Below are 25380 nucleotides of genomic sequence, written 5' to 3' on the forward strand. Positions count from 1 at the left end.
GCGACCCGAGCGGCAGCCCACGTCCACCGATTACTCATCGTGAGCATTTTGGCGTGCCTGGCTTTGCACCGGAACCGGTACGCCGACACTCGTCGTCAGGGACGGCCGCGATCATGGGGTCGGCCCAGATTGGCTTCGGGGCCTTCGTCGCCGGTCGTCGGACGCCGGCTTGTCACTCGTCTGCGCCCGCGCAGCGGCTCCCCCAGCAGCCGCTCGGCCGGCTCGAGACCGGTGTCGGTGAGCCGTCGGGCGTACTGGTTGGCGAGATCGGTGGCGGCGGCATAGTCACCGGCCGCGGTGAGCAGATGCGCAGCCTGGCGGTGAAGCTCGTCGTTGTAGGGGTCGATCCTCACGCACTGACGCAGGAAGGCCAACGCCGTCTGTGGGTCGGGCGCGGTGTCGGCGAGGTGGCCGTAGGCGTCCAGGACCAGGCGACGGGTGGCTTCGCGCGGTCGGTCGATCCATGGCCAGACGCGGCCGGAAGCCAGGTCGCCGGTGTAGCTGTCGATGACCGCTCGCCACGCGTGGGGCACGTCCTCGACCGCGGTGGCGGCATGCCGGGCGGCGTCACGGAGTCGCCACAGGTCAACCTCCAGGTGCTCACGCAGGAGGCGGTACCGCTCATCTGTGTGGGCGATGACGGTGACGGCGGCGGCGGTACGGGTGATGGTGCGCAGGTCGCTGAGGGTGGTGTAGAGCCGGCCGGTGACGGTCCGCATGGGCAGGCCCGGCCAGATCGCGGTGACGAGATCGCGGGTGGTGGCGCCGTCGGGGTGGACGGCCAGGAACACCAGCACCTGCCATACGGCGCTGCGCCGGATTGTCAGCACCTGCTCGCCGTGGCGCAGTTCGGGTTCGCCGAGGATTCGCAGCCGCAGCGGTGCAGCGCGTTGCGAGCTGCCCGATTGCGACGCCGGGGTGCTCTGGCGGGGAATCCGCGCCCGTGACACCGCGGTAGCCGGTTCGGTCGCCGGCGTTGGCGTGGCGGTGTGCCGGATCACCGTCAACAGGTCGGCCGCCGCGGTGGCGTCGAGGACGCACAGCCGGTGGCCGGCCGCGTGGGGCCGACGCGGATCGGCTGTGTGGCCCGACGCGTCGACCTGCCATGTTGTCCCGGATGGCCACCCGCCGAGCAGCACCACAGCGGCGAGGTCCGCACCGGCTCGTGAGACGGCGGCGATCGTCCGGGCGATCTCCGGCTCGGTGGGAGCGGACAAGAGCAACAGCGCACCATCCCCGTCGCGGACCGCGGTGGGATCGGGCGACACGTCCGTCGCCGAACTCGGCCGCACCGGGGCACGCCGCACGGCGGCTACGGCCTCGGAGGCGGTGGCCGCCACCAGCAGGCCCGGCAGGTCACCGACGTCATCAGGGCCGAAGAGCCGGGCCAACAGACCCCGGGTGGTGATGATCCGCGGCAGGGGTGACGAGGTTGGTCGGGCGGCAAGGAGCGCGGTGACCAGGGCGCCGCGGGCGGCCGATTCCGCTCCCGCGCCGGTCAGTCCCACACCGCCCGCCGGCAGGTTGTGCAGGGATAAGGGTAGCCACCCGGTCTCCGGCCGGGTGGCTGGGACGGGTTGCGCGGCCAAGGAGGGCAGGGCCGCTTGCACCGCGCGGACAGTGGCCGGCAGGTCAGCCAGGTCGGCGTCGCCGGGCTGGTCCTTGACTCCGGGGCGGTAGGCGCGACGGCGACGCAGCCACAGCAGGGTAGCGGCGGCGCCGATCTGCTGAGCGGTGTGCGCAGGTATCCACCCGCCGGGGAGCGGCACTCCATCCACCGGCGCCTTCGCCTCCCCCTCACGATCGGACGGCAGCGGGTCCTGGACGGTGGATCGGTCGAGGATGTCCCCGGCGGCGGATCCACCCTGGTGAGCATCAAGAAGGGGGGTGGCGTTGCTGGCGCCGGGGATGGCAAGGAACGCCGCGCCGGCCATGCCGCTCGCGGTGGCCTGCATCGGTGTGGGTAGCGGGATGCGACGCAGCCACCGCGCCCCGGCCTGCAACCGGGCCAGGAAGCGCAGAACGATCGTGGCGGCCAGGAGGAACCATACGAGCCACGCGGCGGCGGTGAACGCGAACTGAAGGGTCTGGTCGGTGACGGGATCGGCAAGCCACTGCCGCAGCTGAGCCTGGCTCGGCACAAACAACGGTACGGGGCTGTAATAGAGCAGGGCCAGCGGTGGGACGGCCACCAAGATGGTGACCAACAGCCCGCGAACGAGGTGCTGTGGCCAGCGCATGCCTACCGTCCGCACCGAACTGGCCGCGTCGCACTGCCGAGTCCGATGGCCACGGCCTTGCGGCCCACCACGTAATCAGTAGCTGTCATGGCCGGAGCCTGGCGGGGGATTGTGGGATCGGAACGACGGCGGCCCAGAGGCGCCCGGCGTAGCCAACGGCCAGCGCTATCGCGTACGCCACGCCGAGCAAATTCATGGCCGCTTCGCTGTAGACGGCCGCAGAGACCACCGCCACAGGCAGACCGACGATCAGCCGCAGGATCGGCGCCCGGGTGATCGCCATGACCAGCGCGGCGCCCATCAACACCCCTCCGCCGCGGGCGGCCAGCAGCGGAATCAGGTCCGCGTCTACCCAAATCGCCGCGGGGAAGGCGTACTGCATGAGCAGCATGCCGGCGGTCGCCGCCGCGACCGAGGCGGTGGGGACCGCGAAGCTGGCGTACCAGCCGCCGCGCGGGGTTCGCCACTGCCGTGCCGCGACCGCAGCTGCCAGGATCGTCAACACTGCCAGCGGGGCGACGGGCAGCAACGCCCACCGCAGATACGTGCCGATCGACATCTCCAGGTATGCGCTGGCGAGGACCGCATACATCGCGCTGATCGCCACACCGAGAGACGCGGCGGCCAGCAGACCCATGGCGACCTGCGCGCCAGGTGCCCGCATCGGCACGGTGACGCCCCGGTCCGCCAGCACCGCGGACAGGATGCTTCCCGATCCCAGACACGCCACCGTCGCCAGCACACCAGCTAAGGCCAACTCAGCCCAATTCGCGACCACCCAGTACCCGACACCCGAGTGCACGCTGGCGGTGGCCAGGAACTGGGCGGCCATCGCCAACGACGCCAGCCCGGGGAGCACGATGCCCAGAGCCCGCCGCACCGGCGGCAGGGCGGCTCCTGCCTCGTCCATCACCTCGGCGGCCGAGGTGTCCGGGGTGCCGGCGCCGGCCGCGCCCCGCACCGCCGCCATGGCGGGATCCGCGACGGTGAGGGGGACGATGCCGGTCCGCTCCGCGAGGGCCTTCTCCACCAAGGGCAGGTTCGCGCCGCCGCCCACGCAGTACAGGCCGCTGATCTGGGACGGGTCGATTTCCGCCGCCCCGATCGCCTCGACCGTCCAATCCGCCACCCGTGCGACGATCGGCGCCGCGGCGCGATCCAGCAGGTCCGCGCCCAGCACCACCATCGACCCGTTCAGCGGCACGGTGACCGCCGGATGCTGCGACAACGCCTCCTTCGCCGTCCGCACCGCGGCCAACGCCGCCCAATCCCTACCGGCGCCGCTCTGCCCGGTGCCATGGTTTACGGCGGCCAGCAGGGCCTCATCAACGGCCCGTCCACCGGCCTGCGGGTCGTGCAGCGTGGACAGCACCTCGAACCCGGCCGGACCCCGCCGCAGGACCGACACCTCACACCCGGCGCCGACATCCACCACCACCAGCAACCCGCCAACCAGCACCTGAGTTCCGGTGGCCAGTAGCTGCTCCGCGACCGCCACCGGCGCCTCCACCAGCTGGGCCTGTCCCAGACCCTCGCGGTGCATCGCCTGCCGAAACCAGGTCCGGCGTCGTGGACCCCACCCGGCCGGAACGACCAGCCGCACGTCCCGCACCGGGCCCTTGGCGACGCGCTCCGCTTCCTCCACCACGCGTCGTGCCGTCGCCGCGACAAGATCCGTCACCGGCATCTGGCGATTGGCCACGTCCAACTGCTCCGTGCCGGCCGCCGCGGGTGAGACAACGAACCGGTCCGGATACTCCGGCGCCGCCCGCCACGCCTGCTGACCCGTGATCACCTGACCGTCAGGACTGATCAGCACGGCGCTGGACAACATCGCCAGCCCATCGAACGTCAACACCGACGACCGGCCATCCGGCAACACCAACACCGCCGTCGTGTCGACGGCCCCGTAGTCGATCCCCAGCCGCGCCTCCGGTGACCCCATCGACAAAGTCAAACATGAAAGACTCACTCACGTCACGCCCGGTGATCCCGCAAACGCAGGCGGTTCCCAGTTCGAACGCTCGGCGGAGCGCCGTCACCACGGCAATGGATGCTTCCCGTAAAAGAGTTGGCCTGTGGGTCCGTCGTCGGGGAGGGTGGCGAGCCAGGCGAAGCCGTCGGCTGCCTGCTCGGGGGACTGGTCAGCCTTGCCGTACGCCAGCCGGGTGTCGACCTTGCCAGGAGAGGCTGCGTTGACCAAGATCCCGTGCTCAGCGAGCTCGGCGGCGAGGATGCAGGTAAGCGCGTTGAGCCCGGCCTTGGACACGCGGTAGGCGACACTGCCGGTCCCCATCTGGGCGAAGGTGGCCATGTGGCTGGTGACGTTGACAATGCGGCCGTAGCGGTTCTTCTTCATTTCTGGGATCGCTGCGGTGCAGCATCGCCACGCACCCATGATGTTCGCGTCGAGAGTGGCGCGCACTTTCTCCATGTCTGCGGCGTAGGCCGCCTGGCCGCGGTCGATTGCGATACCCGCGTTGTTGATCAGAACATCCAGTCGGCCATGCTTGTAGCCGACGTCGGCCATTAGCCGCGCGACGCTTGCAGGGTCGGTAACGTCGAGTTGGTGCCCTGACGCCTTGAGGCCGTCGTCGATGAGTTCTTGAGCGGCCCGATTCGCAGTCTCCTCGGAGCGGGCAGTGATCACAACGTGGAGGCCGTGCCGTTCGGCGAGGTTACGCGCGATGGCCCGGCCAAGACCCCGGTTGGATCCGGTGACTACGGCGACGCGCTGAAGGTCGGTCATGGGATCATGCGACCATAGCTCGGACCTGATCGTCCAATGCTCGGGCGGCGGGATGATGGTACGCCGTCAGTCTCCCGTGGATGTCGAGGAGGCGACGATGGTTCCGGATTGATCGAGTGATCGCGATATCGGGAACCGCTTGACCGACGAGAGCGCATGCATGTTCCACATCGCCGAGGTTGAGAACAGCATCTGCACGCCAGATCAGATATGTCGCTCGATCCCGGCTGCGCTCCTTGGGCTGGAGCGCAAGCGTTTGGGTCAACCAATAGTCCGTCGTGTCGTGACGTCGGAGCAGCAAATAGCATGCAGCAACTTGTGCGCAGTACTCGGCTTGGTCGAAGTAAGCGGCCCATGGCGGTGTCGGCTCGTCGTCTGCTCGCGACATCGCCCTTTCTGCGTCGGCCAGTAAATGCTCGCAGTCGAGCGAATCTCCCAGTACGGCATGTGCGCGTGCTTGGCGGGTGGTCAGCATGGCACGTACGCGTGCCGGGGCGCCTTTGGCGCCGGCGAGCGCTGCTCGCGCAAGGTCAAGGGCTTCCCGAGGTCGCTCGGCGTCGACCCGTTGCAGGCTCATGCACTTGAGGATGTTGGCGCCAGCTGCACGATCATCCGCTGAATGCGCCGCGTGGAGCGCGGCGAACCAGTACCGCTCTGCGGCGGCGTGGTAGCCGGCGTCGAAGTTTGCCCAACCGGCGATCCTGCCCAGCTCTGCCGCGACTGCGAGGAGGCGTTGTCCAATGCCTTGGGTGTACGAGCTCTTCGCCAGCAAGTCGGTGACCAGCCGAAGCTCCGCGTCCACCAAGGCTCGAACGCTTCCGCCGCCAAGACTCGCATCCATCTGCCGTAGCGCGGGAACCCGCTGCTCGAAACAGCTCACGAGATCGTCGTCCAGCCGTCCACCTCGAAGGACCGACGCCAGCCGTGGTGCTTCGGCTACCAACCACTGGTCCGCGATGGATGTGGCGAGGCCGGCCCCCATGATCAAAAAGCCGCGTCGGTCTAGCACGGCAGAACCCGCCGTCTCCTCGAGCAGTCCAACAACTCCGTCTGCTGTCCAAGGCGCGGTGAGATTGACCCCGGGACCAGTTGGTAGCCAGTGCGGCCAGCCCTGTTCGCGCACGCGCTGAGGCTCCACCCCCAACTCAGCCGCAAGGGCGAGCTGGGTTGCCTCATCTGGTACAACACCCCATCGTTCCCACCGCCAAGCCTTTTCACGACGAGCGGCGGTGTTGAGCCGCTGCGCGATCACGTCCACGAGGTCTTGGTGAGTCCAGTTCCGCTCCTGACGAACGTAGCTCAGCGGGTGCACCAAGAGTCGGCTGTAAGTCGCTGAGGATCTGACCATGTCACCCCCCATCATTCTGGTGACTGTACCGCCAGATATGGAATGTGAATGGCTCGCGACCTGCGGAAAAGGGCCGGTTCTGACAAGAGACAACAGCGAGACAACAGCGTGGCCATCGACCGTCAGCAGTATGCGGGGTTTCCTTACAGCGTGGGTATCCGGTCGAACGGATCGTTGATCAACGCATCTGACGACTCCTGCCCGCCGCTGTGGACGGCAATGCACGGCGGCGGGCCGGATCTCCACACCAGTTCGTTGTCGCTGCTGCCTTGAGGTACGCGAGAGGAGAGGCCCGGTGCATCCGCTCGCCGATGACTACTTCCGGCTGGCCCATCGAGACAGTACGGGCCGGTCACGGCTGAACATGCGGGCGATGGGGGTGGGGTTGGCAGCCGCGTTGCTCGCCGAGCTTGTCTGGATCCCGAAGATCGCCTTGCGGGATGGGCTTGTGTGTGTCACTGACCGCACCCCGCCGGAGGATGTGCTCGCTCACGGCGTGCTGGATCAGCTTGTGGCTGAGCCGCGGCACCGGGAAGTGCGGGTGTGGTTGGACGTGCTGAGTCGGGATGCGTACGAGCGGGTGGCGCAGCGGTTGTGGCGGGCCGGGCACGTGCGGCGGGTGACCGGTCGTCGGTTGTTGCGGTCGAGCGTCACGTGGGTGCCGACGGACATGACGGCGGCCTATCTGCCGTGGTGGCGGTTGTCGACGCTGCTGTCGGAGCAGCGGCCGATGGATCACGGGGATGCGTTCCTGGCCGGTCTGGCGGTGTCGACGGGGCTGGACGGGGAGTTGTTGCAGGACGCTCCGGTGGCGGCGCGTCGCTATGCGAGCCAACTGGTGGTCACGGCGTGGCCGCCGCTGCGGGAGCTGCTGGTGCATACCCAGGCCGCGGTCGGTGACGCGGTCCTGCTCTACCGCACCTGAACCCGCCGACCGTCCCTGGAATCGAGCGATCTGATGGAGGAATTGTGATGGCCTTATCCAGCCCACCGGTGCGATCCGGCCCGGTTGCGAGCAGTCTGGCCGCGGACCGGCTGGGCGTCGCCGCGGTGGTGTTCTTCGTGATGTCGGCGGCCACGCCGCTGACCGTGGTGGCCGGGGTGGTGACCACCGGGTACGCCACGACGGGCCTGACCGGGATGCCGGTGGCGTTCGTCCTGGTTGGCCTGCTGCTGGCGCTTTTCGGCGTGGGGTATGTGGCGATGGCGCGATACATGGCCAACGCCGGGGCGTTCTACTCCTTTATCAGCCACGGCCTCGGTCGACCTCTGGGGGTGGGCGGTGCGTGGGTCGCGCTGCTGGCATACAACGCGCTGCAGGTCGGCCTCTACGGGGCGGTCGGCGTCGCCGCTCAACCGGTGCTTGCCCAGTGGTTCGGCAGCTCGCCGGCGTGGTGGGTGATCGCGGTGGCCGCGTGGGTGGTGACCGCCGCTTTGGGGCTGCTGCGGGTGGAGGTGAACGGCACCGTGCTGGCGGTGCTGCTGGTCACCGAGGTCGCCGTCATTCTGCTGTATGACGTGGCAGACCTGCTGCACCCGGCGGGTGGACAGGTGAGCGTGCAGACCCTCTCACCGGGCGCCCTGGCCGGCTCGGGTGTGGGTGCGATCCTCGTGCTCGCGGTGTTGGGGTTCGTCGGCTTCGAATCCGCGGTGGTGTTCAGCGAGGAATCCCGCGACCCCGGCCGTACCGTGCCGGTCGCGACATATCTGTCGGTCGGGCTGATCGCGGCCCTCTACGCGCTCTCATCCTGGGCGGTGACGGTGGCGACCGGCCCCGACCAGATCGGGGCCGCGTCACGAGCCGACGGCCCGGAGCTGATCTTCAACCTCGCCACCGCGCACCTCGGTCGGGCAGTGGCCGATGTCGGGCACGCGCTGTTCGTGACCTCGATCCTCGCCGCGTTGATCTCGTTCCACAACACGACTGCCCGCTACATGTTCGCCCTCGGCCGGGAGCAGGTCCTTCCCGCCGGCCTGGGTCGCACGTCCCGCCGTACCGGGTCGCCGAGGAACGCCTCAATCGTGCAGAGCGTGATCGGCCTGGCGGTGATCATCACCTACGCCGCGCTGGGCCTGGACCCGCTGGTGCAGTTGTTCTTCTACGCCGGCACCTGCGGCGGCTTGGGTGTGCTGGTCCTGATCACCGCCACCTCCCTTGGTGTGGTTGCCTTCTTCGGCCGTGATTCCCGCGGCGAAAGCCGGTGGCGGCGACTCATCGCACCCGCAACCGCCACAGTCCTGCTGCTGGTGGTGGTCGTGCTGGCCATCAGCAACCTGCCCACCCTGCTCGGTCTGCCGGCCGGCCATCTCCTCACCTGGCTGATCCCCACCAGCTACCTGGCCGCGGCGCTGGCTGGCATCGGCTGGGGACTGACGCTTCGATCCAGGCGCCCGCGCGTGTACGCCACGGTCGGACTCGGGGCCAAAAGCGCCACCGCCCACCTCAACCTGCCCAACCCCCGGGAACCCACCACCGTGCGGCCGCACTGGGCCAACAACCGGGCACACCGATGACCCCACCGATCGTGGCCGCCAGCCCCGGCGAGGCCCGTGCCATCGCCGACCTGATCGCCAGCGCCTTCGCCGACCTCCCACAGACGGCCTGGTTGGTGCCCGACGAACATCAGCGGCCCCACGTCCTGGCCGGGAACGTCCTCATCTTTGTCGACCATGCCCTGCAGTACGGCTCGGTGGATCTGTTCGACGACCGCAGCGGCGCCGCGGTGTGGTTCGACCGCAGCACACCCCTCCCACCGCCGTACCGGTACCAGCATCGGCTGGAGGCCGTGTGCGCGCCCTACAGCTCCCGCTTCCGGGCTTTGGACGAGCTGTTCGACACCCACCACCCCGACGGGCCGCACCACCACCTCACCTTCCTCGCCGTACGGCCCGGTCGGCAGCGCCAAGGCCTCGGCACTGCTCTGCTGAACCACCACCATCGGCTGCTCGACCAGACCGGCATGCCCGCCTACCTCGAAGCCAGCAGCACCAGCAGCCGGGACCTATACACCCGTCACGGCTACCAACCTCACGGCGAACCCTTCTGCATTCCCGGCTGCCCGGAGCCGTTCTGGCCGATGTGGCGCCCACCCAACCAACCAGCCACACCCGCATCAGCGGAGACCGCGCCAGATACCCGACCCTCCACCCCTACCGAGGCGAGGACCTCGTGACCAGTGCCTTCACCACCCCCACAACGCGGCGTCGAAACGACCACCAGCGCCGGGAGTCCACGTCCGATCGGCTGGACGCCTCCCAACCCAGCTCCGCCCGGCGATACGACTACTGGCTCGGCGGCAAAGACCACTTCGCCGCCGACCGACACTCCGGCGACCGCATCGCGACCGCGTTTCCCACCGTTCACACGGCGGCCAAGGAGAACCGCCGCTTCGTGCACCGCGCCGTCACCTACCTGACCGGCGAGGCCGGCATCCGCCAACTCCTCGACATCGGCTGCGGCATCCCCACAACCCCCACCGTGCACGAGACAGCACAACGCATCGCCCCCGCCGCCCGGGTGATCTACGTCGACAACGACCCCATGGTCATCGCCCACACCCGCGCCCGCACCAGCAGCAGCCCCCAAGGCGCCGTCGCCTGCCTGCACGCCGACCTCCGCGACCCAGACAGCATCCTCAACAACCCGGCCCTCACGAGCATCCTCGATCCGAACCGGCCGGTAGCCGTCCTGCTGTGCGCCGTCCTGCACTACTTACACGACCAGGACCAACCCGCCGAGATCCTCAAGCGACTGAAAGAAGCCCTTCCACCCGGTAGCTGCCTGGCGCTGACCCACGCCACGCTCGACCCACTCCCCAGCGCCACAGCCCTGGCGGTCACCGAACTCCTCGGCACCGGCCACGGCGCCATCCGCCCCCGCACCCGAGCCGAAGTCACCGCACTCACCGCAGGACTACCCCTGGTCCAACCCGGCCTGGTGCCTGTCACACGCTGGCGCCCCCACCTGCCGCCCCAGCCGCACGCCACCGCGCAGGCGACCGCTACCTACGGCCTGATGGCACAACTCCCATAACTCGACCTTCGGACCGACAGGAGGACAACCCGATGGAGTCGATGCATGACCTCACCGACGCGGTCAAACGACTGGCCGAGCACACTCCTCACGGCCCCGCACTGATTGTCCGCACTCCCGACGGGCAGCACCTGGTCAGCCCGGATGGGTCGGGGGAAAGCCCTCGCAACCAGTACGTGATCTCCCGCAGCCAGCTCGGATCCCTGATGTGGGAACACGGCTACCGCCGAGAACACCTCACCGACCCGCAGCAAGCCGCCGAACTCGCCGCACTCGTAGCAGCCTTCAGACCACCGCATGGGCACCCGTCGACAAAGCAACGCGAACAGGCTTTACCACCCGAATGTAACTAAGGGCCCTTACTACTGCTTAACCTGAACACCACGACCCCTCGGTCTCACCTTGATAGGACATCTTCCGAGGCAGTGGCCAACGGGTGGTCCATGCTGGTCCACCGATCATCGAGAGTGAGTCCGCCAACAGGACACGGTTGCCCACCTAGCCCGTGAATATGCTGGACTTCCAGGTGACTGAGCGAGCTTTCACGCCGTCACCCGTTACCTATAGACAACGCAAGAGTTGCTAAAGAAGATGGAGTAGGGCCAATCGGCGGCCCAAGTCCTGATGGTCTTGCAACGCTCAGGTTCCGGGTACGGCCCCCAGCTAAGGGTCCCGGGCCCGCCGACGTGCGGCGGGTCCCGGGACCCCGGGTCGGCTACCGCTTGCCCCTTCTGGCAATGAAGATCAGGGCGAGCTGTAGCAGGTGAGCGGTGGTCCTGGCTGCCATAGCAGGGCCACCGCGTCCACCCGATTCAAGCAGTTCTGCCGTCAGGTCGAGCGCGATGGCCGCTGCATTTACAACCACCCGAACGGTCATCATCCCGGTGGGTCTGGGCCGGTCGGGCTCTTCTTTTTCAGGAGGGGCTCCCCCTCGGTTATCTGTCACCGGTGAACAGACAGCCGAGCAGCAGCGGCCCTCCTGCGGATCTCAACGCCCGGAGCGGCAGTTGGACACGCACCGAACTGTTGAATTCTTGGATCTTGACATAAAAAGAGTTGAATGTCCGTTCTCGCATGCATATAAGAACGGACAATATTGTGCGGGACAGTACAGATGGACATCGATCCCTATCGTCCGCACCGGATCGACTAGCACAGATGCCAGCGTTACGACCGCTACGTCACAGTGGCTTGCCGGGCTACGCCCTTGCAAGAGCGCCGCATAGAGAAGTATCCTTTCCTGTTGCGCATGCGCCCGTTGAGTGGCTCGTTGCGCCTATAGGAAGTTCGCCCGAAGTAATCCGGTCGGGTCCACCATCACGGTGCTCGCTACGCCGGAGGGCTCGGCATGGGCCAGCACACTGCGACGCCGACCACTCGCCACATGGCTTGGTGCCAATCGCACTAGCCATAGGCCGCCCGTCCCGTTCGGAGCCTGACCCTCGGGCAGCAAGTAGATGGGCCGTGGCACGAACGGCCGCCGCCTCGACGAACCTGTACACCGGGCCGCGCTCACGCCACTGCTTCCACCAACCCGTGACCGCCTGCACAACCCGCGGGAGTGGCTACTGTCCAGCCGCGTAGCCGTCGTCGCGGCCACCGCCGGCGACAGCCCATGTCGGACCACACGGCGTCCCACCGGACCAGGCTGGATGTGAGCCCTGCTCGTCGCACGAGCACGCCGAGCACCCAGCCGCCCATAAGGGTTCTTATGCGCGGAGAGCTGATCAGCCACAGCCGGCAACTGGTCCGGCCTCGACGCGCTCGGTGCCCGGAGCAGCCGGGGAGCGTGGGAGGGACTGCGTGGCGTTGAGACCTTCGGTTGGCGCAGTCCTGCCAGAGCACCGACATGTTTTGCTTGCGCCAGCCAGCCAGACTTCATGTGCCGGCACTTCTGCCTGAGCAAGGAGCGGTCCAGCGACGAGTTGACGGACTTAAGGCAGACTGGGCCCATGTCGAGCGCACGGGTACCGGACCAGGCGAAGCTGCTTTGGCCGACTGTTCAGGCCGTTCGGACGCTGGGCGGTTCGGGATCTATCGACGAGATTGTGGAAGCCGTCCTCGACCAGCAGAAGTACAGCGAAGAGCAGCAGCAGGTGTTGCATGGGGACGGGCCGAGGACAGAGATCGAGTACCGTCTTGCCTGGGCGCGTACCTCTCTCAAGTCCATGGATCTTTTGGTCAATAGCCGTCGTGGCGTCTGGGCGCTCACAGAACTTGGCCGGTCAGTCGACCGCGACGAGATACCGGTCCTGCATGCAAGGGTGGTAGCGCGCCGGCGCGACGAGCTGCGTGCCAAGCGCCGGGAGCAGCAGTCCCGGCTGATGTCGGACGAGGTGGACCAGCAGATCGAGGATGAGCAGGACTGGCGGGAGCAGTTGCTAGAAGTACTGATGTCCGTATCGCCCGCCGCTTTCGAACGGCTTGCGCGACGCCTACTGCGGGAGGCGGGCTTCATAAGCACGACGGTAACTGGGCGGTCCGGCGATGGCGGCATCGACGGGCTAGGAATCTATCGAATGTCTCTGGTCTCGTTTCCCGTCTTTTTCCAGTCGAAGCGGTATCGAGGCAGCGTCGGATCAGGTGCTGTCCGAGACTTTAGGGGAGCCATGGCAGGGCGGGGAGACAAAGGCCTGCTAATCACTACGGGCACGTTTACGGCGGAAGCGAAGGCAGAGGCGACGCGGGACGGCGCACCGCCCGTGGACCTGATAGATGGACGACGGTTATGTGACCTCCTGAAAGAATATGAGCTGGGGGTCCGGACGGAAACGCGCGTAGTTGAGGATGTGCGCGTCGAAAAGGAATTCTTCGTCGATCTGTGAGTTATTGCGGTGAAGTGGTTGAGACTGGAATGGGCGCCGACAGGCGGCGCTCAAGCCGTTACGAGGACATGGGGCTGAGTGATGGTAGGCCGTGATGGCCCTGCCTCCCGACAGCAGGGCAGCGACAGGGGCGGCTGGATCGCCACCGTCGAGGGAGCGCACCTGAGGGGACGACCCACTCGCGACACGGCGCCGGAGGTCGCGCTACGTCGGGCAGTGCACGCTCTTGGTCTTCGCTTTCGGCTGGGACGAACCCTGGTGAACCGGTACCGACCCGATCTTGTTTTTCCTGGGCCGCGTGTCGCAGTCTTCGTCGATGGCTGCTTCTGGCACGGCTGTCCGCAGCACGGGCCCACACGCTTCAGGGGTCCCAACGCGGAGAGGTGGACTGGGAAGATCGCCGCCAACCGAGCTCGTGATCGGCGGGTCGACGTTGAGCTCCGTGCGGCCGGTTGGCGTGTGGTTCGGGTCTGGGAGTGCGAGATACGACGTGGGGTCGAAGTGGCAGCTCGCCGGATTGCCGTGGAGGTTCGCGGACACTCGTGGGGCTCGGCGACCACGGGCTGAGTCATGCACTTGGCCGGCGACCGAAGGAGACCGTTGGAACGGGTCACCGTCGGGAGTGCTGTGGGCAACAGGAAGTATTGCGGAGCGCGGCAACGGCCGATCGCTTACGGGCTGTGTCGGCAGCGCGTGGCCCTTGGTTGTCCGCTGCCGCGGATCTCTCCCAAGTGGCGGCAGCCCAGGAAGGTCGAACCCGTGTTCTAATTGATCTGTGCGTCACGCTGATGGCCGCACCCTCGAGAACGATTGAGGTGTTCAGAGCAGGGTGGCGGAACGGGTTCTCGGAGGGCGAGGCCTGCCCTCGGATGGTTGCAAGATCGACCCTTCGCGCGCGGTGGGGTTGCCCGTCGGGGGTCCGGAGCGTCCAGCAAGACGGCAGCCAGGTGAGTGTGACATCCTGGTCCCCATCGTCGTTGTCGGAACGGAGGAAGCGTCGTGAGCGTACGAAATCTGTACAGCGTGGCGCCGTCTGCTGCGCGGTTGACCGACTCGCTGCGCGACATCGGCTACGACTTTCCGACCGCGGTGGCCGACGTGGTGGACAACAGCGTCGCCGCAAGTGCGAACCGCGTAGAGATCGATATTGTGTTCGATGGGTCCGACTCGTGGGTGATGATCGCCGATGACGGCGAGGGTATGAGCGCCAACGGGCTGTTGGAGGCGTTGCGCTACGGCAGCCGGCGCGACTACGGCCGCGGCGACCTCGGCCGGTACGGGTTGGGGCTGAAGACCGCGTCTCTGTCGCAGTGCCGGTCCCTGGCGGTTATCAGTCGTAGGAGGGCCGCCACGGCCCGCACCGTGTCGCGGATGATCGATCTCGATCTCATCGCCGAGGTGGACGACTGGGTCGTCGCCGAACCGGCCAACGACGAGCAGGTCGGCAGAGCCCGCAAGGCGGTGGCGGACACGGGGGGCACCGTGGTGCTCTGGCGCGGACTCGACCGGGTGCTGCCCGAACGTAAGCCGGAGGGCGGCTGGGCGCGTCGTCGGTTGGAAGCGCTGGCGGGCAGGACGGCTGACCATCTGGGTACCGTTTTCCACCGTTTCCTTGAGGGTGAGGTCGGTGGCGGTCTCGTGATCACCGTCAACGGTGAGAAGGTCCGGCCGTGGAATCCCTTCGCCCCCGACGAGCCAGGACGGGAGGCACTGCCTCCCCTCCGTTTCGAAGTGACCGTCGGTGAGGCCCACGGCACCGTGTCGTTGCAACGGTACGTCCTGCCGTCCCGCGACCAGTTCACGTCGCAGGCGGAGTTCGAGCGCCTGTCTGGTCCGATGAACTGGAACCGTCAGCAGGGCCTGTACGTCTACCGCGCCCAGCGGTTGGTCCAGTGGGGCGGATGGAACGGCATACGAGGCATCGACGAACACACGAAACTCGCGCGGGCGGCGCTGGACTTCGACACAGATCTTGACGTGGTGTTCAACATCAACGTGGCGAAGATGCGGGTGGCGATGCCACCGCAGTTACGTCAGCTGATCGAACGCCCCGTGCACGAGCTGTGCATGCGGGCGGACGACGCCTACCGCAAGAACTCGCGCGGCGCCTCCGAGGGTCCTCCGGGGGTAGCCTCCGAGCAACTGGCCGCCCTGTCGCGCAGCGAGGCATCCGGAGCGACGCCACCCATGCCGGTGATCGGCTTGGCCTTGCGGGCCGCTGCCATGCGCGCAGGTGAGTACGCGGCCCTGCAACGCATCGGGAAGAGGTTGCGGGCCGAAGCCCCCGACATCGCCGCCGCGCTCGGCTTCAGGGACTGACCACCGGCTGCCGTCCGCTCCGACTGCCCCGTTTCGCCGCCTCGCTGCATGCCCTGTTGAGGGGGCAGCGTGGGCAGGCAGGGTCGGTGGGGCGGCAGACGGAGACGGCAAGCTCGATCAGACCGAGGTGCGCCCGCCGCGCGTCGGTGTCATCGCCTATCATCCGCGCGACGGCTAGGCGCCCAGCGGTCATCCTGTTGCTGCGTTCGACATGCTCGTCCTCGCGTGTGAAGCGGGCGGCCACGCGATGGGTGCCCTTGGTAATGAGGACGGGTTCCTCCGCGTTGTCCTCGTCCCGGGTCGGGATTACGAGGACGGCGAGGTCGGCCACCGAGGCGTCGACCCCGCGGAGACTGTGGATCTTGTCGTCGTCCAGCAGATCCGGTTGCGACGTTAGCGTGCACGCCAGTTCGAGCAGACGCTCGGCGCGGTGCTCGCGGTTGATCCACCGCCCGATCTCGATGAGTTCGTCTCCGGCGTCGACGGTGTCCTGCGGCTGCTCCCATCGTTCGAGCAGTGACCAGAGGATTCGGACCTGCTCGGGCGCTGCGCGGTCGAGGAGCATCTCCGCGGAGATGACCTGCCACCGTGTCCGGGCACGCAGCCACGGCAGGGCCAGCTCGCCCAGGTCGTCGAACCAGGCGGTGAGGGCCTGGGCGATGTCGCGGCTGCGGTAGGCAACTGGCCTTGGGGCGTCCACCGCTGCCATCACGGCGCGCCCGAGGTGGGCGCCGAGCGCCGGGGGTACGGCGTTACCGATCTGGCGGAACGCGGCCGAGGGTGGGCCGGCGAAGCGGAACCAGTCGGGGAAGGTCTGCAGCCGCGCGGCCTCACGCACGGTGATTGTGCGGTCCTGTCGGGGATGGATGTACCAGTAGCCGTCCTTGGCGATGTGCGCGGTGATGGTGCGGGAGTAGGTGTCCTCGCTCAGGCGCTTGTACTTGTCGTCGAAGATGTCGTCGCGGTAGCGCTTGACGTCCTCCGGCAGGTCCGAGTACCGGGTGCCGGCGTCCATCATGTCGAAGGCGCGCTGGTCGTCCTCGCGTACGGGGCGGGTGATGTGGTCGAAGACCTTGCCCGTGTCCGCCGGTGCAACACCCTGACGCATCTGCCGTTGGAACGCAGAAGCGGGGCCGGCGTAGTCTGACCAGCCGTCGGCGCCGCCCTCGGGCCTCCAGCCGCCCTCCACCTCGGGTAGGTCGCTGATCGCGTTCCACACCGACACCCGGTCCGGTACCTCCGGCGGCCAGTCGAAGGCGATCCCGTCTCGCAGTGCGACCAGGATCAACCGCTGGCGGAACTGGGGCACGCCGTAGCGGAGGGTGTCAACAACTCGCTCCTCGACCGCGTAACCGATCGACTCCAGCTCGTGAACCATGGTGCGGAGAATGAACATCTCCCGGTCGAGGGCCATGTCGGGGACGTTTTCCATGATCACGGCAGCGGGTCTGGCCAGGTGGATTACCTCGAGGAATGAGCGCCAGAGGTCCCGGCGTTCGTCGTGCGCCGGGCGGAGACCGTGGCGGACCTGGTGACGGATCAGTGACCGGCCCGCTCGGGAGAAGGGTTGGCACGGTGGGCCGCCGGCCAGCAGCTCGATGCCCGCTGCCTTGACCAGGGCGGCGATCCGCCGGACGTTAGCCGACTCTCCAAGGTCGCAGTCAAGGGTGAGGCCCGGGTAGTGGTGTCGATGCGTCTCGACGGACTCTGGATCGCGGTCAGCCGACAGGACCACACGGAATCCTGCCTCGGTGAGACCCAGGCTGAGGCCACCGGCACCGCTGAACAGGTCAGCAGCCAGCCGCTCACCCCGCTCACGGCACGCCGCCGCGAAGCGGAGGAACTCGGCGTCGTCCTTACAAGCCTCACGATGTGGCGCAAGGCGCACGAACGGGCCACGCACGAGCTTAACGCCATAGCCCGCGCGACGCCGTTCGACGCTATTGTCCGTCACCCGTGTCACCTCCCCAATCGGCAAACGCACTGCGCAGGTTACCTCTGCGGTCCGACGCCCGACGTCGGCCGCCCCGCGTCGTCATGCCTGGCTCCCCGCCTCACGGATTGCCGCGAAGTCTTTCAGGCATTGGTCGCGCCACAGGTGGCTGTGTGGGTCCGGAACAGGACCGATGAGGTGATCACGACTCACCCGCCGGGTCTTGTCGGTCCTGTCCTTATCGTGGAGAGTTGGTCCCATCACGCAACCGCATCGGCGCGAACAGTCACCTCAGCTACCGAGTAACTCCGGAGAAGTACATGCCCCTCACAAGTCCGTCCGGGATGTGCGGCCCGTCGTGCCGAGCCCGCGTCCTGCGGCACAGGGGTATGCATGGCTGAGCCGGATGTCAGCGCCTATGCACACGGCCTCATCGAGGACGTCAGGGCGCAGTCCGAGATCGAGGGTTGCGACCTCCAAGAGGCCTTCACCCAGCTGATGCTCGACCAGCTGGCCGCCGACGGACACACCGAGGATGTCGTGGCGGTTCGCTTCAAGGATCACGGGGTGGAAGTCAGCGGGTACGGTGCTGCGTCCGACGACCGATCGTTGGACCTGTTCCTGACGCACTACAGCCCCCGTGCCGACGACGACCACAAGATCGGCCGTGCCGAGGTTGAGGCGGCGTTCAGACGCTTGGAGAACTTCCTCTCGCGCTGTGTCGCCGGCACTCTGGCCAGGCGTGACCGCTCCTCGGACGTCGCCGGTTTGTGCGCCGCCGTCAGCGAGAGATTCGATCGGGTCGAGTCGGTCCGTCTGGTGCTGGTTACCAACGCTCGCAGCGTGGTCCGCGACGGTGTCGCGCCGATGCTGTTCGAGGGCCGGCACGTGAGCCGGGAGTTGTGGGACCTGCGGCGCCTGGCCAACTGGTCGGCCTCTGGGAGCAAAGCCGAGCCGATCGTTGCGGAGTTCCCGGAAGGGCTGCCCTGCCTGGCGACCCCGCGTACCGACGAGGACTACTCGGTTCTGCTGGCCATCGTGCCCGCCAGCGGATTGGCCGAGCTGTACTCCGCCCACGGGGCCCGGTTGTTGGAGCTGAACGTCCGCTCCTTTCTTCAGGTCCGCGGCGCGGTCAATCGGGGGATCCTGGACACTCTGAGGAGCAACCCCGAGCGGTTCCTCGCCTACAACAACGGGATTGCAGCCACCGCCTCGAAGGTCGAATTCGAAGACACGACGTCCGGTCAGCGGATGATCTCTCGCATTTACAACCTTCAGATCGTCAATGGAGGGCAGACCACCGCGACGATCCACCACGCCCGCCGCAACAAGGTCGACGTCGGCGCCGCGCACGTACAGATGAAGCTGACCGTTGTCTCACCGGACCGGCTTGACGACATCGTCCCGCAGATCTCCGCGTACTCCAACACCCAGAACCGCGTCACGGCCTCCGACCTGAAGGCGAACAGCGCCTTCCACGTCGACGTCGAGCGGATCATGCGGACCCTGTGGGCACCGCCAAGTCCTGCCCATCCGCACGACACTCACTGGTTCTACGAACGGGCCCGCGGCCAGTACGCCAACGCTCTCACCCGTGAGGGGACACCGGCCCGGCAGAAGGTGTTCAAGGCTGCCAACCCGTCAGCCCAGAAATTCACCAAGTCCGACCTGGCCAAGTTCGAGCACTCCTGGGGCATGGAACCGCATCTGGTCAGCCTAGGGGCGGAGAAGAACTTCACCCTGTTCTCGCAGCGGCTGGACGAGCAGCCGCCGGTGGTGGACAAGCAGTACTGCCGGCATCTGGTGGCCAAGGCGATCCTTTTCAGGAAGGTCGACAAGCTCGTCGCCAGACAGAACTTCGGTGGGTACAAGGCCAACATTGTCACCTACACCGTTGCGAAGCTCGCCCACGCGACCAGCCAGAGGATTGACCTCGATCGCATCTGGCGCAACCAGGACCTCACCTCCGCGCTGCAGGACGCCGTAACCGACCTGTGCCCGCTGGTGCAGAAGGTCATCACGTCGCCGCCTGAGGGCCGTACCAACGTGGGCGAGTGGACCAAGCGACCGGAGTGCTGGACAGCGGTACACGAACTCGACTGGGTCATCCCGCCACAGCTGGAGGCGGAACTCGTCGACATCGACAGCTACGGCGACGACCTGCAACTGGTCCGGGGCACCACCGGTGCTGACTGGAGCGACCTGACCGCCTGGGGCGCCGCCACGGGGATCCTCAGCCAGGAGCAACGGCGGTCGGCGACCGAGGTCGCCCAAGCCCTGCACCAGGGTTGGGATCCCGCCGGCAAACACCTGCGCTACGCGCTGGAGGCCATGCACCACGCCAGACGCCATGGATTCCGTCCCGTCAACGGATTCTGACAGTTCCGCCTCCACCAACCGACTACCACCCACTGGAGCGTCGATGTCCCTCTGGTCTCAGGAGGTCCCCACCGAGGGAGCGGTGCAGCTACCGCCGGACCCGCGGGCGATGGACGCCCTGGGCCGCAACCACTCCCTGGAGACAGCCCTCGCCGACTTGGTAGACAACTCCATCGACGCCGGCGCCACAAAGGTTCTGGTCCGCTTCGTCCAACGCGGCACCCGGCTGGTCGGGCTCTATGTTGTTGACAACGGCCGTGGCATCGAGCCGGACCGTATCGACGCTGCAATGACCATCGGTGGTCAGCGCACGTACACCGGCGAGGACCTCGGACACTTCGGCGTCGGTCTCAAAGCCGCCTCATTCAGCCAGGCCGCCAGCCTCACCGTCCTGTCCCGTGCCGCCGGACATCCAGCCGTGGGGAGACGCTGGCAACTCACGTCCGGCAGGCGGGACTTCACCTGCGAGATCGTCCCCGGTACGTTCGCCGCCGCCGAACTCGACCGCAACTGGATGCTCTCCACAAGCGCCTCGGGCACGGTCATCCGATGGGACCAGGTGAACGGCCTGCCGTCGTCCAACGACCCCGAGCAGGTCGACGAGTTCCTCAGCCGAACCATCTCGCACCTGCAGGGCCACCTAGGCCTGACCTTCCACCGCATCCTCGCCCACCGCAATATCCAGATCGTGATCGACGTCGAGGAGGTGGCGTCCGGCGTCGGCGTCCGTCACCCGGTCGCACCCCTCGACCCGTTTGCCTACCCGGACACGCTGCTCGGCTGGCCGAAGGACCTGAAGGTCCAGACGGGGGAGACGGGCCTGCTCCTGCGCTGCCACATCTGGCCGCGCCGCTCCAACTCGCCTGAGTACCGACTGCCCGGTGGGGCGGAGGCCCGACAGGGTCTCTACTTCTACCGCAGGGGACGACTCCTGCACGCCGGCGGTTGGGAGGGCATCCACGCACCCGATCCCCGGCTCCAGCTTGCCCGGGTCTGCATCGACATCGACGGAGACACCGCAGGCCTGTTCGCCATGAACCCCGAGAAGTCCCGTGTCTCGGCCGGCCCCCGCTTCGCCCAAGCCGTCGCCAAGGCACGCGCCGAGGACGGCACCACGATCACCGACTACCTCCAGGCTGCTGAGACGGCATGGGTCATCGCCAACCGACGCACCACCGCCCGCCGTAAGGCTGTACTCCCCCCGGGCAAGGGCTTCCACCCCAAGGTGTCCCGCGAGATCCGGGACGAACTACCCCTCCTGCCCGAGGAACCCCTCAACATCCAGTGGAAACGGTTTACCACCGACGCCTTCCTCGAGTTCGACCGCGGAACCAGGACCCTGTGGCTCAACCGGGCATACCGGCAGGCACTGCTCGGTGGACGGCGCGGCGGAGGTAACGATGTGCCGGTCCTCAAGGCACTGCTGTTTCTGCTCGCCGAGAACGTCTTCGAGGGTGCGCACTTCGGCGCCCGCGACAAGGACAACATGGACCTCTGGCAGGAGGTCCTGACCACCGCCGCCAAGGCGGAGAGGTCGACCTTCGAGGCCCGCTCATGACGACACCAGCCGACCGTCATCTCAGCGCCGACAGCTTCGCCGACTACCTGCGAAGCAGCGTCCCGATCGACCACCCGATCCCCGGATCACCACGGCTTGTGCTCTTCGTCGACCCCCATGGCAACCGCGTTGGACTCCGCGGACCCGCAGCGTCCCACGAGGTTGCACCAGCCGGGCTGGAGCACCTCACCGTCCGCGCCGTGCACCACGACGGGCAGCGAATGATCGAGATCGCCGTCACCGATCCCCGGCTGTTCGTCGATGCCTATCCCCTGCTGTGCGCCGTCGCCGACCGGGTTCAACTGGGCCAGCAGACACTGACCGCCGCGCTGACCGAAACCCTGCGCCGCCTCGGACACCTCCTACAGACGGAGGACGTCCTCTCACAGGAGAAGGAGACGGGGCTGATCGGGGAGCTGCTCCTGTTTGCCGGACTCGCACAAGCCGCCGGACCGGACACCGCGCTCGCGTCATGGCGCGGCGGGCAGGCCGAGGAGCACGACTTCGGGCTCCCCGACCACGACGTCGAGGTCAAGACCACCGTGTCCGAACGCCGCGCCCACTGGATCTCCTCGCTGACACAGCTGGTCGAGACCGGCGAACGGCAACTCTGGTTGGTGTCCCTACAGATCACCGCCGCCGGCAGCGCGGGCCGCACGCTACCGGACCTCATCACGAGCATCCGCGATCACCTGTCGCTCACGGCCCACCGCGCCGCATTCGACGAATTGCTTCGCGGCTCCGGTTGGCGGGACCGCTACTCGACCACCTGTCAACGCCGGTGGCGTCTACGAACCCCGCCCGAGACATTCCAGGTGACCGAGGCGTTCCCCCGCCTCACACCCCGCCTCCTGGCAGACGCCGGCGTCGACGGAACGCACGTGACCGACGTCCGCTACCGCCTAGACCTGACCGGACGAAGCGGCGACCCCACGCCAAAGATCCTCACCGACGCACTCACTATGGGACAGCGGGAACTGCCATGAGCGACAGCGTCACCACCGCCTACAGCGCCGCCCTCGACGCCATGCAGCGTCCAGGACCAAAGCCGTTGCATGCGCTGGCAGCCATGTTGGGCGGCGACGGCCCTGGTATCGGCGACGGGTCCGCCCTCCTGGGCCACCTGCGAGACGCCGGACCCGAGGACGCCCTGCGCCAGCAGTTCGCCCACGCCCTCGCCGCCTGGGACCACGAGCAGAGCGGCGCTCCCTGGACCGGCGCAACCAGCCACAACACTGCCGCACGCCGCGAGGCGGTGATCGCCGCTCTCGGCATTGACGGGCAGACAGCGGGTCTGTTCGCCGACCTGTTTCCCTTCGCCGCCGCCGACGGTCCCATCGTCATCGCAGACGACTGGGAGGAGTGGCGCACCCCCGAACGTCGCACGGAACGCAACTTCTACTGGGCGCACTACCAGCGTCACCTGCTCGACAAGTGGCGCAACCCCGACGCCGTCGCCGACCTCGACAGGGCCACCGAGGAAGTGGTCCGCCGCCTGTCGGACCCGACCCGGCCGGTGGCGTACCAGGCAAAAGGCCTCGTCGTCGGATACGTCCAGAGCGGCAAGACCGCAAACTTCACCGGCGTCGTCGCAAAGGCCATCGACGCGGGCTACCGACTCGTGATCGTGCTCACCGGCACGACCAACATGCTCCGCGCCCAGACCCAGCGACGTCTCGACATCGAGCTGTGCGGCCGAGAGAACATCGAACGGGAGATTTCCCCCCACGACCAGAAGGCCCACGAGTACCAGGACGACCCTGACTGGAAACGCGACCGCTTCGTCCGCCACGGCGGACGGCCGTCGGACGCCGGGTACCCCGACATCCACCGCCTGAGCAACCACGCCGGTGACTACAGGCGGCTCAAGATGGGCTTCTCCGCTCTAGAGTTCAGGGGACGAGAGCGCAACCGGAAGTTCTTCGACCCGGCGAACCTACACACCAGTGACGCTCGTCTCGTTGTTGCCAAGAAGAACGCCTCCGTTCTCGAGGCGCTGGTGGCAGACCTGGGCCGCATCAGCGAACGCCTCGGTGAGGTGCCGGTCCTCATCATCGACGACGAGTCGGACCAGGCCTCGGTCAACACCGTCAGCCCGAAGAAGTGGAAGGAGGACAGCAGGAAGCGCACCGCGATCAACCGCCTCATCGGGCAACTGCTGCGGATGATGCCCCGCGCGCAGTACGTCGGCTACACCGCCACCCCCTACGCCAACGTGTTCATCGACCCGTCCGACGTCGAGGACATCTTTCCGCGCGACTTCCTCATCTCCCTGCCGCGACCCGACGGTTACATGGGCGCGGAGGACTTCCACGACTTCGACGCCGAACTACCCCTTGAGCAGCGTCCTCTCGACACGTCGAAGGAACGGGCCCACGTGCGGTACCTCGGCGACGAGCCCGACGACGGCGAACTGCGCCGCGCGATGGACATGTTCGTCCTCACCGGCGCCATCAAGCTGTACCGACAGCGACACGGAACCACCTACCGCCACCACACGATGCTCATCCACGAGGCCATGGGCAAGGACTCCCACCGGCAGACAGCCGAGCTGATCGGCCACCTGTGGAACACTGCCGGCTACTACCGGGCCAGCGGCTTGACCAGGCTACGCGACCTGTACCTCACCGACGTCCTGCCCGTGTCGCGCGCGCAGGCGCCCGCGCTGCTCACGCCGGCCGACTTCGACGACCTGCGCGACGACATCGGCGAGGCACTCCGGCTCATCAGCCCCGCCGACCGCAACGGCAGTCCGGTCATCGTCGTGAACAGCGACACCGACCTTGAGAGGCAGCAGGAGAGCCTCGACTTCGACAAGCGCGAGATCTGGCGCATCCTGGTCGGCGGAAACAAGCTCGCCCGCGGCTTCACCGTGGAAGGGCTGACCGTGACCTACTACCGGCGCGCCACGACACAGGTCGACACGCTCATGCAAATGGGCCGGTGGTTCGGCTTCCGACCCGGCTACCGAGACCTGGTCCGCCTCTACACCACCCCTGACCTGCACGACATGTTCGAGGCCGCCTGCCGCGACGAGGACTTCCTCCGACGCGAACTACGCCAGTACGCGGCCCCGGCCGACGGCAGGCCCCAGCTGACCCCCCGGCAGATCCCGCCCCTGATCGCCCAGCACCGCCCGGACCTGCGACCCACCGGCCGCAACAAGATGTGGAACGCCAAGCTCGTCCTGAAGAGCTCACCGGGCCAGCCCATGGAACCCGTGGCCTTCCCCTCTGTCGGAACCAAGATTAAGCACAACCTCGAACAGTGGGAACCGCTACTCGCTGCCGCAGCCCAACGGTCCGTCAGGTTCGTGGTGCCGGGAGCCAAGACCACCTACGAGGCGGGGGCGGCAATCGTCAGTCACGCAGCGCTTCTGGCCGTGCTCGGCAACCTCAAGTGGCTGGCCGATGACACCTTCCAACCCGAACTAGCCTGGCTGCGCCGCCTGAGCGACGACCAACTCGCACGGTGGATCGTGCTCCTGCCCCAGCAGACGAGGTCCACCACACGACGCCTCGTCGCCGGACACGGACCCTTCAGCATCTTCGAACGCCAACGCACCTCGTCCAGCGCCTCGTTCCGAGTGTTCAGCGAGGAACGACACCGGAACGCAGCGATGAGGATTGCTGGTTTAGACACACCAACCCCTGATCCCGAAGCCGACGCGCTCAGGGGCGACTCCACCGGAGCAATCATCCTCTACCCAACCGTCGAGAAGGGCAGCCTTTCCGGGAGTGAGGGCCAAGCCATCGAAGACGAAAGGGTAACGATCGGGTTCCACCTGGTCACCCCAACTACCACGGTGCCAGCCGGCGGCAAGTTGATGCACTGGGTGACAGTGGACAAGACGAACCCCTACGCTTTGGTCGTCGATACGCAGGAGAGCCGCTGAGGTGCCTCATAGGGCCGCGTTGCGGAGCCCTATGAGGTGAGCGGACAACGAGCTCCGAGGTCGTGTTTTGAGATTCGACCAAGCGCTGCGGTGCCGGGCCA

The 25380-nt window shown here is 67.3% G+C and carries 18 protein-coding genes; 13 read left to right on the forward strand and 5 right to left on the reverse strand.

Annotated features, from left to right (window positions below; genetic code table 11):
- Positions 1-95 precede the first annotated feature (95 nt).
- From ACFFHU_RS29325 to ACFFHU_RS29340, 4 genes are all read right to left on the reverse strand, one after another.
- The gene (locus ACFFHU_RS29325) at positions 96-2240 is read right to left on the reverse strand and encodes an AfsR/SARP family transcriptional regulator (RefSeq protein ID WP_377343698.1); all 2145 of its coding nucleotides are present in this window, start codon (positions 2238-2240) and stop codon (positions 96-98) included.
- An 85-nt stretch (positions 2241-2325) separates the two neighbouring features.
- A complete protein-coding gene (locus tag ACFFHU_RS29330; protein ID WP_377343699.1) occupies positions 2326-4185 on the reverse strand; it encodes an Hsp70 family protein in 1860 nt (619 codons plus the stop codon).
- Between the two features lie 93 nt (positions 4186-4278).
- Positions 4279-4989 (reverse strand): SDR family oxidoreductase, encoded by a 711-nt coding sequence (locus ACFFHU_RS29335; RefSeq protein WP_377343700.1) that lies wholly within the window; start codon positions 4987-4989, stop codon positions 4279-4281.
- A gap of 4 nt (positions 4990-4993) precedes the next feature.
- The gene (locus tag ACFFHU_RS29340) at positions 4994-6352 is read right to left on the reverse strand and encodes an NsdA family TPR-like regulatory protein (protein ID WP_512700663.1); all 1359 of its coding nucleotides are present in this window, start codon (positions 6350-6352) and stop codon (positions 4994-4996) included.
- A 33-nt stretch (positions 6353-6385) separates the two neighbouring features.
- On the opposite strand from ACFFHU_RS29340, the gene ACFFHU_RS29345 reads away from it, so the two are divergent.
- The 9 genes from ACFFHU_RS29345 to ACFFHU_RS29385 all read left to right on the forward strand — a co-directional run bounded on the left by ACFFHU_RS29345 (position 6386) and on the right by ACFFHU_RS29385 (position 15514).
- Entirely contained in the window at positions 6386-6610 is a 225-nt protein-coding gene (locus ACFFHU_RS29345) for a hypothetical protein (RefSeq protein WP_377343703.1), read from the forward strand.
- A gap of 22 nt (positions 6611-6632) precedes the next feature.
- On the forward strand, positions 6633-7262 hold the full coding sequence (locus tag ACFFHU_RS29350; RefSeq protein ID WP_377343705.1) for a GOLPH3/VPS74 family protein: 630 nt from the start codon (positions 6633-6635) through the stop codon (positions 7260-7262).
- 47 nt (positions 7263-7309) lie between these two features.
- Positions 7310-8851: an APC family permease gene (locus ACFFHU_RS29355; protein WP_377343706.1), complete on the forward strand. Its 1542-nt coding sequence runs from the start codon at positions 7310-7312 to the stop codon at positions 8849-8851.
- Positions 8848-9510, forward strand: coding sequence for a GNAT family N-acetyltransferase (locus tag ACFFHU_RS29360; protein WP_377343708.1), 663 nt, complete (start codon positions 8848-8850; stop codon positions 9508-9510). Before ACFFHU_RS29355 ends, ACFFHU_RS29360 begins: the two co-directional genes overlap by 4 nt.
- Positions 9507-10370: an SAM-dependent methyltransferase gene (locus ACFFHU_RS29365; protein WP_377343710.1), complete on the forward strand. Its 864-nt coding sequence runs from the start codon at positions 9507-9509 to the stop codon at positions 10368-10370. The genes ACFFHU_RS29360 and ACFFHU_RS29365 overlap by 4 nt, the downstream gene beginning before the upstream one ends.
- A 32-nt stretch (positions 10371-10402) precedes the next feature.
- Positions 10403-10723: a hypothetical protein gene (locus ACFFHU_RS29370; protein WP_377343711.1), complete on the forward strand. Its 321-nt coding sequence runs from the start codon at positions 10403-10405 to the stop codon at positions 10721-10723.
- A 1599-nt stretch (positions 10724-12322) separates the two neighbouring features.
- Positions 12323-13195 carry a restriction endonuclease gene (locus ACFFHU_RS29375; protein ID WP_377343713.1) on the forward strand — a complete coding sequence of 291 codons (873 nt, stop codon included), beginning with the start codon at positions 12323-12325 and terminating at the stop codon, positions 13193-13195.
- Between the two features lie 81 nt (positions 13196-13276).
- The gene (locus ACFFHU_RS29380) at positions 13277-13762 is read left to right on the forward strand and encodes a very short patch repair endonuclease (RefSeq protein ID WP_377343714.1); all 486 of its coding nucleotides are present in this window, start codon (positions 13277-13279) and stop codon (positions 13760-13762) included.
- A gap of 477 nt (positions 13763-14239) precedes the next feature.
- Positions 14240-15514 carry an ATP-binding protein gene (locus ACFFHU_RS29385; RefSeq protein ID WP_377343715.1) on the forward strand — a complete coding sequence of 425 codons (1275 nt, stop codon included), beginning with the start codon at positions 14240-14242 and terminating at the stop codon, positions 15512-15514.
- Here ACFFHU_RS29385 and ACFFHU_RS29390 read toward each other — a convergent pair.
- Positions 15504-17468, reverse strand: coding sequence for a DNA cytosine methyltransferase (locus tag ACFFHU_RS29390; protein ID WP_377343716.1), 1965 nt, complete (start codon positions 17466-17468; stop codon positions 15504-15506). The genes ACFFHU_RS29385 and ACFFHU_RS29390 overlap by 11 nt on opposite strands.
- A 372-nt stretch (positions 17469-17840) precedes the next feature.
- Here ACFFHU_RS29390 and ACFFHU_RS29395 point away from each other — a divergent pair, with 372 nt between their 5' ends.
- The 4 genes from ACFFHU_RS29395 to ACFFHU_RS29410 all read left to right on the forward strand — a co-directional run bounded on the left by ACFFHU_RS29395 (position 17841) and on the right by ACFFHU_RS29410 (position 25279).
- On the forward strand, positions 17841-19826 hold the full coding sequence (locus ACFFHU_RS29395) for an AIPR family protein (RefSeq protein WP_377343717.1): 1986 nt from the start codon (positions 17841-17843) through the stop codon (positions 19824-19826).
- A gap of 109 nt (positions 19827-19935) precedes the next feature.
- Positions 19936-21384 (forward strand): ATP-binding protein, encoded by a 1449-nt coding sequence (locus ACFFHU_RS29400; RefSeq protein WP_377343718.1) that lies wholly within the window; start codon positions 19936-19938, stop codon positions 21382-21384.
- The gene (locus tag ACFFHU_RS29405) at positions 21381-22370 is read left to right on the forward strand and encodes a PD-(D/E)XK motif protein (protein WP_377343719.1); all 990 of its coding nucleotides are present in this window, start codon (positions 21381-21383) and stop codon (positions 22368-22370) included. The genes ACFFHU_RS29400 and ACFFHU_RS29405 overlap by 4 nt, the downstream gene beginning before the upstream one ends.
- Complete coding sequence (locus tag ACFFHU_RS29410; RefSeq protein ID WP_377343720.1) at positions 22367-25279, forward strand: Z1 domain-containing protein; 2913 nt, start codon at positions 22367-22369, stop codon at positions 25277-25279. The genes ACFFHU_RS29405 and ACFFHU_RS29410 overlap by 4 nt, the downstream gene beginning before the upstream one ends.
- Positions 25280-25380: the final 101 nt, after the last annotated feature.

This window comes from Plantactinospora siamensis (genome assembly GCF_042434095.1).
Classification (GTDB): Bacteria; Actinomycetota; Actinomycetes; order Mycobacteriales; family Micromonosporaceae; genus KBS50.